The sequence below is a fragment of the Flavobacterium sp. YO12 genome, from assembly GCF_004119495.1.
In the GTDB taxonomy this organism is placed as follows: Bacteria; Bacteroidota; Bacteroidia; order Flavobacteriales; family Flavobacteriaceae; genus Flavobacterium.
The window spans coordinates 1-8,504 of record NZ_NRQU01000108.1; the positions used below are offsets into that span (position 1 = coordinate 1).

Here is an 8,504-nt window from a genome sequence, read left to right on the forward strand (position 1 = left end):
AATTACAATTTTTTTAAAACGAGAATAAAAAGGGAAAGGCTGCTTGTAATGAGCAGCCTTTCCTGTTATAATAAGTTTGTTTAAACTCTAAAAATAGAAATTTAAAAAAATCTAATTTTCTTTTACCAAATAAATTCCATCTTCTTTAATCTCGATAAGTTTTTCTTTGTATAAAGCTCCAATTGCTTTCTTAAAAGTTTTTTTACTCATTTTTAAGACTGTTTTAATGTCTTCAGGGTGCGAATTATCATTTAAACGTAAAAAGCCTCTATTTGCTCTTAATTCATCTAAAATTTTCTCTGCATTTGGCTCAATACTTTGATATCCTTGAACTTGCAATGCAACATCTATTTTATTGTCAGGGCGGATATTTTTAATGTATCCGCGCATTCTGTCGCCGGTTCTTATTGAATCGTCGTAAACTTCATCTTTATACAACAAACCTTTGTGCTGCTCATTGATAATAACATTTATTCCTAATTCAGTAATATGCGAAACAATCAAATCAACCTCTTCTCCTTTTTCAACTGTAAGCTGATCGTTGTTTAAAAATTGGTTTAATTTACTTGAAGCTACTAAACGATTCGTTTTTTCATCTTTATAAAGGTAAACCAGATAACGCTTTCCTTTTTCCATAGGACGGGCTTGTTCTTTAAACGGAACAAGAATGTCTTTTTCCATTCCCCAATCCATAAAAGCGCCCACATTATTAATGTAATTTACTCTTAAAAGTGCAAATTCATTTAATAAAATATAAGGTTCCAGCGTAGTTGCAACTGGACGTTGTTCATGATCTAGATAAACAAAGACAACTAGTTCTTCGCCTATTTCGAATTCATTTGGTACGTATTTGTTGGGTAATAAAATGTCGTGAATTCCTTCAGGATCTTTTTCAGGATTTCCTAAAAAAAGTCCCACTTTGGTGTCACGTAATATAGTTAGTGTATTGTATTTTCCTATTTCAATCATATTCATAAAGTTCTAAGGTGCAAATGTACGAAGTTTGAAAATGGTAATCCGAAAAATATGCGGGATAAAAAAAGAAGCGGCCATTTTATTGTAGTTTGTTGCTTTTGGTTAAATTTGAAAACTTGTAATTAATCCCAAATCAATGAAAAAGAATCTTATTTATAGTGCTTTTGCCTTTCTTCTTTTCGCGCAGGCTTCAATCTCGCAAGTTTCCGAAGACTTGGAAATAAAAAAAATGATAGGCGAAATTAAGGCCGAAAACCTTGAAGCTACCGTTCATAAATTAGTTTCGTTTGGAACTAGACATACTTTGAGCGATGCAAAGAACAAAACAAAAGGAATTGGGGCTGCGCAGCAATGGGTGAAATCTGAGTTTGATAAATTTGCGTTGGAATCTAACGGAAGATTAACTTCTGAAATTGACTATTTTACTGTTAAAGCTGATGGTAAGCGAATTAACGTAGACAGCCAGATTGGGAATGTAATGGCAACTTTAAAAGGAACTGATCCTACAGACAATCGTGTGTTGATTATCAGCGGGCATCTTGATTCACGTGTTACAGATGTTATGAATATAAAAGCAAATGCTCCTGGAGCAAATGATGATGGTTCTGGCGTTGCGGCAGTTATTGAACTTGCGAAAGTAATGAGCAAAAGATCATTTCCTGCTACTATAATATTTGTTGCTGTAACTGGCGAAGAGCAAGGTTTGATTGGAGCTCGACATCTAGCCGAAAAAGCAAAAGCGCAAAACTGGAATATAGTAGCAATGCTTAATAATGACATGATTGGCAACAGCTTATCAAGCGGTACTAATTTAAGAGATAATACTCAAATTCGTGTTTTCAGTGAAACAATTCCGTATTTAGAAACTGAGGAAGAAGCAAAAATGCGTAAAGCTGTAAGTCGAGATAATGATAGTCCTTCAAGACTTTTAGCTCGATATATTAAAACTGTTACAGAACAATATGTAGATCAGCTGAAAGTAAAATTAGTATACCGAAATGATCGTTTTTTGCGTGGCGGTGATCATACTCCTTTTAGTCAAAATGGCTTTACCGCTGTTCGTTTTTGCGAAATGAATGAAAATTTTGATCATCAGCATCAAGATTTAAGAACCGAAAACAATATTAAATATGGCGATTTGCCAGAATTTATGGATTTTGATTATTTAAGAAAAAATACCTGTTCAAATTTAGCGACTTTGGCTAATCTTGCTTCATCGCCAAAAGCACCAGAAAATGTTGGAATTGAGGTTAAAAAACTTTCTAATTCATCAACTTTAATTTGGTCAGCACCAGCTGGAAAAGAACAATATGGTTATCAAATTTTAATGCGAGAAACTTCTTCTTCACATTGGGAAAAAACTTTTTTTGTAAAAGATACTCGAGCTGAAATTCCTTATTCTAAAGACAATTACTTTTTTGCTGTGCAAACCGTTGATGCTTTAGGACATGCAAGTTTGCCCGTTTTTCCAATTCCAATTAAATAAAATTAAATGATATAAAGAAAAAGCGCCATAAGGCGCTTTTTTTTGTCTATTTATAAACACTTTCTTTTTTAAAGTGAAGCGTTAATAAGTAATAAACAACAACTCTGTACTTGTGTTTGTTAGACTTACCATATTTTTCTAAGACGGTATTTATAGCCTCATCTAATGCCTTTGTATCTGGTAAACCCAACTTTTTGATTAAAAAGTTATTTTTTACAGTGTCTAATTCTGACTGCTGGCTTCCTGCTACAGTAGAAGCATCATCATTGTATATAGATGGACCGCAGCCTATTGTTACTTTGGTCAATAAATCCATGTTCGGAGTTACTCCGCATTTTTCTTTTAAGTCTGCGGCATACTTTGCAATTAATTCTTCTCTTTTACTCATAATTATAGTTTTAAAATTGGTAATAAGTCCAAATTTAAACTAAAAAACGGATATAAAGATTAGTTTTAGTAAAATTTAACTTACATATCAAGTCAACTCCTTAAAATATTGCTTTAGAACAATATCGTTCTCTCTTGTTGGAGTAAAAATTTCTAATATTCCAGGCGTATTATTTGCGCTATAAAGCAATTCTAGATTCTGCTCTAATGAAGCTTCATCATGAGCTTTAAAATAATTGCATTTATACATCGCTGCCAAATGTTCTGCAGTTAAATGATGTGAAGTTTCAAAATAGGTATTAAAAACAGGTTTTTCTTCATGTCCTGGCAAAATTCTAAATATTCCGCCGCCACCATTGTTAATCAAAATGATTTTAAAGTTATTAGGTATATACGAGTTCCATAAAGCGTTACTATCGTATAAAAAACTAATATCGCCTGTAATAAATACATTTTGTTTAGTATTACCAACAGCTGCACCAATTGCGGTTGAAGTGCTTCCGTCAATACCACTTGTGCCGCGATTACAGAATACTTCGATACTTGAATCAATATCAATTAATTGTGCGTATCGAATTGCAGAACTGTTACTGATTTGCAATTGGCTGTTTTTAGGAAGTGATTCAATAACTTTTTCAAAGACTTTAAAATCTGAAAAGGCAATTTTATCTAAATATTCTTGTTTTCGAACTTTTCGTAAAGCATAGATTTCGGTAATCCTAGAAGAATAGTCGCTAATTGCAAATTCTGTTTTTGGCAGCAAAGATTTAAAGAATTCATTTGGCTTCATAACAAAGTGTTTTGTTAAAGCACTAAAAGTATCATAAGCTCGAAGTGTATCTATATGCCAATGATTTTGAGGTTTGTACTTGCGTAAAAAACCTTTAATTCGTTTAGATACAATCATTCCTCCAAAAGTTATTAAAATATCTGGTTGAAATGCTTGAAAATCAGAATCGTCAAATGGAGTAATTAAAGTATCAATACTGTTGATAAAACTAGGATGATGCAAGTTTGAAGTCGTTTCTGTAAGAACTACGACCGAAGGATCAGCGGCTAAGTTCTCAAGAATTTTATTATCAATTGTATTGGCATCATTTACTCCTACAAGAACTAATTTTCGCTTCGCTGAATTCCAAATCGAAATAAATTCTGCTTCATTTTGGGTGATTTTTGCATCTTCTGCTTCTTCTATACTTGTAATTTTTGGCTGTACAGAAAGCGTTTCAACAGTTTCATATAAAGGTTCTTCAAACGGAGCATTAATATGAACTGGTCCTTTTTGAAGAATTGCAGTTTCTATGGCTTTATTTATTTTCAAATCATTTTCAACAGAAGCTTCTTCCGTTAAATTAGCATTAAAAACAGAATGATTTTTAAAAACATTTTCTTGACGAATAGTTTGTCCGTCGCCAATATCGATTTTGCTTTGCGGGCGATCTGCAGAGATTATGATCAACGGAATCTGACTGTAAAAAGCTTCGGCTACAGCTGGATAATAATTAAGCAATGCTGAACCTGACGTGCAAATAACCGCTGTAGGTTTTTTAGTTTGCTGCGCAATTCCTAATGCGAAAAATGCAGCACAGCGTTCATCGGCAATGCTGTAACATTTGAAGTTAGAATTTTGGGCAAATCCGATAGTTAATGGTGCGTTTCGTGAACCGGGAGAAATTATAATATTGTGAATTCCTTTTGCTGAACAAATTTCGATAATGCTTTGCGCAAGCTCTATTTTGGGGTAAATCATTCTAAATAGTGTATTACTTTTTTAAAGAAAATCTATTGCTTAGAATTTCTTTTACAATTACAAAGTTACAAACTTCATGCATGATTTAACTTATATTAGCAAGATATTATGACCCATTTTTAGAAAAAGGGGATATATTTGTAAATCGAACATTTTTTATAAAAACAGATCGTTTATGCGTTTCTTATATTTACTTTTTATTCTCATTTCAGTTCAGTCTATACAAGCACAAAATCAGTTTACTGTTGATGAAACGCCATATAAAACAGCGTTAGAAAGTGCTAAGACACAAAACAAACCACTGTTTGTAATGCTTTTTGCAGATTGGTGTCCGCATTGCAACAAAATGAAAAAAGAAGTTTTCAGTGATCCAAATGTGATGACTTTTTTAAATAAAAACTATATCTGTGTTTGGAAAAATGTGGATAAAGAAGAAGGAACTGCGCTGAAAAATAAATTTAGAACTACTTCACTTCCCGCTTTTCTATTTTTAGATTCAAATGAAAATCTTTTGTATGCTTTAAAAGGCGAAATGAAAACAGCCGATTTTTTAACAGAAGCGTCTAATGCTTTGAATCCAAAATTGCAATTACCTTATTTAGAAAAGCAGTTTCTAGCCGATCCAAGCAATTCTAATGCCTATTTTGCTTATTTGAATAGTTTGAAAAAAGGAAGAGATAGAAATGAAATAGCAATTCCAACACACATTTATCTTAACACACAATCAGATGCTCAATTAGTAAGTGAAACCAATTGGCGAATAATTGCAAATGGTGTAACAGATATTAATTCGAGAGAATTCCAGTACGTTTTAAAACATCAAAATGAGTTTGCAGCTGTTGCTTCTCAAAAACGTATTGATCGTAAAGTTGAAAGTATTGTGAACGAATTACTTCGTCCTTTAGTTGATAATTTAGATACTGTAAACTACTATAAACAAAGAGAAGTTGCAAAATCGATTCGATTGCAAAAAACAGATTCTCTTGTGTTTAAATTTGATTTAACATTGGCTGAACGTACCGAAAAATGGCAGTTTTATAAAAAAGTGACGCTTGAAGATACTCAAAAATTAGTGTGGAGCGATGCCAGTTTTTTGAAAGATATAGGACAAACTTATTTGAAACATATTTCTGATGCCGAAAGTTTAAAAAAATCTATTCTTTGGGTAAAACATTCTATAGAATTAAATGATTCTTATGATGGTAATTTGCTTCTTGCAAGACTTTATAATAAGATAAAAGATAAAAAAACAGCACTTAAATATGCCAAAGATGCAAAAGTAATTTGTACCGAAATGACTTGGAGCACCAAAGATGTTGATACTTTACTGGCCGAATTAAATTCTAAATAAATAAAAAAATAAAAGCAAATTTGCTTCATGAGTTTGCTTTCGCTTGAATCACAAATTAGTTTTTGTGATTTGAATTTTCAAAAAACAACCAAAACATGGCACTTATTCTTAGACCTGCAATAAAAAAGGATTTAGAAAAAATTCTTGAAATTGTAAATCATTCTATCCTGCATACAACAGCAAATTATAGTTACGATATTCAAACTATTGAAGTACAAACAAAATGGTTTGAAGATAAGAAAACTAAAAACCTTCCAATTGTCGTGGCTGAGTTAGACAATGAGGTTGTTGGTTTTGGAAGTTACGGACAGTTTAGGGAGAAAATTGGTTATCAATACACTGTCGAACATTCTGTATATGTAGTGGATAATGTGATTGGAAAAGGTGTAGGTTCAAAATTGCTTACAGAACTTATTCGATTGGCCAAAGAACAAGGTTTTCATGTAATGATTGGTGCAATCGACGCAGACAATGCAGGAAGTATTGCTTTTCATGAAAAATTTGGTTTTGTGGCGACCGGTACAATTCGCGAAGTTGGATATAAATTTGATCACTGGCTTGATTTGGTTTTTATGCAATTAATCTTGAAATAATTTTAAAATGAATTCAAACCTTCCAATACAAAAAGGATATCTTCAAGTTAATAATTTGCATGAAATCTATTATGAGGTTTGCGGTACTGGAGAACTCTATTTGTTTGTTCATGGAGGTCCAGGTGCTGGTTTTTCAGAAAATGATAAACGTTTTTTTGATTTTAAAAAGCATAAAGTTGTTTTCTTTGATCAAAGAGGAGCTTCAAAGAGTAAACCATTTGCGAGTATAGAAGATAATACGACTCAAGATTTGGTTAATGATATAAATGCTCTTTTATCTCATCTTAATATTGAAAAAATAAACGTTTTTGGTGGTTCATGGGGAACAGCGTTAAGTCTTGTATTTGCAATTCAGAATCCTGAAAAAGTAAAAAGTCTTTTGCTAAGAGGTGTTTTTCTAGCAGATCAAAAAACAATTCACCACTTTTTAGGAGGAGCTCTTAATAAACAGTATCCTGCAGAATGGCAAAGGTTTAAAAAAAATGTTCCTGCTGATACTTCACTAAGTATTTCAGAATATTATTTAGATCAGATGCTGAATGGAACTCTCGAAAATAGAGATTTTTATTGTTATGAATGGGCTTATTATGAAATTTCTATTTTTATAAAAGGAATTAAAGCAAATGAAATCGATGCTATTATTCAACAATTTCCATATCAGTCTTTAAGCATTATGGAGGCTCATTATTTGAGTAATAATTGTTTCTTAGAAAATGATTACATAGTTGATAATCTAAGAATTATTGAAGATATTCCAATTACTATAATACATGGAGAATATGATGCAATCTGTCCCGTTGAGTTTGCACAGGAAATTCACAGTAACTTAAAAAAATCTGTTTTATATATTGAAAATTCAGGTCATTCAGATTCTGAACCTGCCATTGAAAAAAGAATCATAAGTGTATTAAATCAATAATTTTAAGAAAGGTAAAGAAGACTCTGCTCCTATGCACCTTTGCTTCTTTGTACCTTAAAAAAAAGCTCCAAATTCGAATAATTCAAATTTGGAGCTTTTTTTTCAGAGTGTTTTTTTAACTCTTAATCCATTTAATGATTTCAGGATCAGTTGGAAGTGTTTTTGGTTTAATAACCTTTACCAATTCTCCTTTTTCATTGATCAAATATTTTTGAAAATTCCATTCTACTTCAGAATCTTGCAAACCATTTTTAGATTTTTGAGTCAGGAATTTATAAATTTCGCACATATCATCTCCTTTTACCGAAACTTTATTCATCATCGGAAAAGTTACGCCATAATTTTGCTGGCAAAACGTTTCGATTTCTTTGTTTGTTCCTGGTTCTTGTGATGCAAAATTGTTTGCTGGAAAACCTACAATTACAAATCCTTTATCTTTATATTCTTTGTAGATTGCTTCTAGATCTTTGTACTGCGGCGTTAATCCGCATTTTGAAGCTGTGTTTACAATCATGACTTTTTTGCCTTTTAAAGACGCAAAATCAAAGGTATCACCTGATAAATCTTCTACTTTAAATTGGTAAATGTTTTCTTTTGTCATGACATCTTTTTTAGGTTTATGGCTCGTTTGAGCCTGAATTTGCGGAGCTATCATAAATAAAGCGCTGCAAACTAAAATTGCTATATTTTTCATTGTTTAATTTTTTATAAAATTAGTCAAAATCTGTTTTGCAGTATATTTTTGGAGTCTTTATTTTTTATTAAACATACGTTAAATAAAAAATTGAAGCCTAGCGTTAATCAGACGCTAGGCTTCCCCCCATACAAACAAATCAAACCATGAATTTATTTTTAAATGCTTTTATATCTTTCTAAAATTATAGTTGATGCCTCGGTTATGGTAAAAATTATTTTTTCAATCTTAATCACTAAATTTTCTTTCAATGGCGTTTATATGTAGATTGTTTTATTTACTGTTTTTGTGATTACTTTTTTGCTTTAATAATTTTTGATTGGAAGTCCGAAGACATCAACTATCTTAT

General features: G+C 31.7%; 8 protein-coding genes. 4 read left to right on the forward strand and 4 right to left on the reverse strand.

The window, feature by feature from the left end; translation table 11 throughout:
• Positions 1-111: 111 nt before the first annotated feature.
• Entirely contained in the window at positions 112-969 is an 858-nt protein-coding gene (locus tag BOW55_RS20135) for a S1 RNA-binding domain-containing protein (RefSeq protein ID WP_089055719.1), read from the reverse strand.
• A gap of 142 nt (positions 970-1,111) precedes the next feature.
• On the opposite strand from BOW55_RS20135, the gene BOW55_RS20140 reads away from it, so the two are divergent.
• A complete protein-coding gene (locus BOW55_RS20140) occupies positions 1,112-2,461 on the forward strand; it encodes a M20/M25/M40 family metallo-hydrolase (protein ID WP_129026202.1) in 1,350 nt (449 codons plus the stop codon).
• A 46-nt stretch (positions 2,462-2,507) separates the two neighbouring features.
• Here BOW55_RS20140 and BOW55_RS20145 read toward each other — a convergent pair whose 3' ends face one another.
• A complete protein-coding gene (locus BOW55_RS20145; RefSeq protein WP_129026204.1) occupies positions 2,508-2,849 on the reverse strand; it encodes a DUF2853 family protein in 342 nt (113 codons plus the stop codon).
• A gap of 87 nt (positions 2,850-2,936) precedes the next feature.
• The gene (gene menD, locus BOW55_RS20150; protein ID WP_129026206.1) at positions 2,937-4,598 is read right to left on the reverse strand and encodes a 2-succinyl-5-enolpyruvyl-6-hydroxy-3-cyclohexene-1-carboxylic-acid synthase; all 1,662 of its coding nucleotides are present in this window, start codon (positions 4,596-4,598) and stop codon (positions 2,937-2,939) included.
• 175 nt (positions 4,599-4,773) lie between these two features.
• Here menD and BOW55_RS20155 point away from each other — a divergent pair, with 175 nt between their 5' ends.
• The 3 genes from BOW55_RS20155 (at position 4,774) to pip (ending at position 7,461) form a co-directional block, all read left to right on the forward strand.
• Positions 4,774-5,949 carry a thioredoxin family protein gene (locus BOW55_RS20155; RefSeq protein WP_129026208.1) on the forward strand — a complete coding sequence of 392 codons (1,176 nt, stop codon included), beginning with the start codon at positions 4,774-4,776 and terminating at the stop codon, positions 5,947-5,949.
• A gap of 95 nt (positions 5,950-6,044) precedes the next feature.
• Positions 6,045-6,542 (forward strand): GNAT family N-acetyltransferase, encoded by a 498-nt coding sequence (locus BOW55_RS20160; protein WP_129026210.1) that lies wholly within the window; start codon positions 6,045-6,047, stop codon positions 6,540-6,542.
• 7 nt (positions 6,543-6,549) lie between these two features.
• Positions 6,550-7,461 (forward strand): prolyl aminopeptidase, encoded by a 912-nt coding sequence (gene pip, locus BOW55_RS20165; RefSeq protein ID WP_129026212.1) that lies wholly within the window; start codon positions 6,550-6,552, stop codon positions 7,459-7,461.
• Between the two features lie 115 nt (positions 7,462-7,576).
• Here the strand turns inward: pip and BOW55_RS20170 are convergent, their stop codons facing one another.
• Positions 7,577-8,155: a glutathione peroxidase gene (locus tag BOW55_RS20170; RefSeq protein WP_129026214.1), complete on the reverse strand. Its 579-nt coding sequence runs from the start codon at positions 8,153-8,155 to the stop codon at positions 7,577-7,579.
• Between the last annotated feature and the right edge of the window lie 349 nt (positions 8,156-8,504).

Excerpts from the sequence above, each read along its gene's own strand:
- pip (WP_129026212.1), top strand. The coding sequence starts at position 6,550 with ATGAATTCAAACCTTCCAATACAAAAAGGATATCTTCAAGTTAATAAT.
- BOW55_RS20140 (WP_129026202.1), top strand. The coding sequence starts at position 1,112 with ATGAAAAAGAATCTTATTTATAGTGCTTTTGCCTTTCTTCTTTTCGCG.
- BOW55_RS20155 (WP_129026208.1), top strand. The coding sequence starts at position 4,774 with ATGCGTTTCTTATATTTACTTTTTATTCTCATTTCAGTTCAGTCTATA.
- BOW55_RS20170 (WP_129026214.1), bottom strand. The coding sequence starts at position 8,155 with ATGAAAAATATAGCAATTTTAGTTTGCAGCGCTTTATTTATGATAGCT.
- menD (WP_129026206.1), bottom strand. The coding sequence starts at position 4,598 with ATGATTTACCCCAAAATAGAGCTTGCGCAAAGCATTATCGAAATTTGT.
- BOW55_RS20160 (WP_129026210.1), top strand. The coding sequence starts at position 6,045 with ATGGCACTTATTCTTAGACCTGCAATAAAAAAGGATTTAGAAAAAATT.
- BOW55_RS20145 (WP_129026204.1), bottom strand. The coding sequence starts at position 2,849 with ATGAGTAAAAGAGAAGAATTAATTGCAAAGTATGCCGCAGACTTAAAA.
- BOW55_RS20135 (WP_089055719.1), bottom strand. The coding sequence starts at position 969 with ATGATTGAAATAGGAAAATACAATACACTAACTATATTACGTGACACC.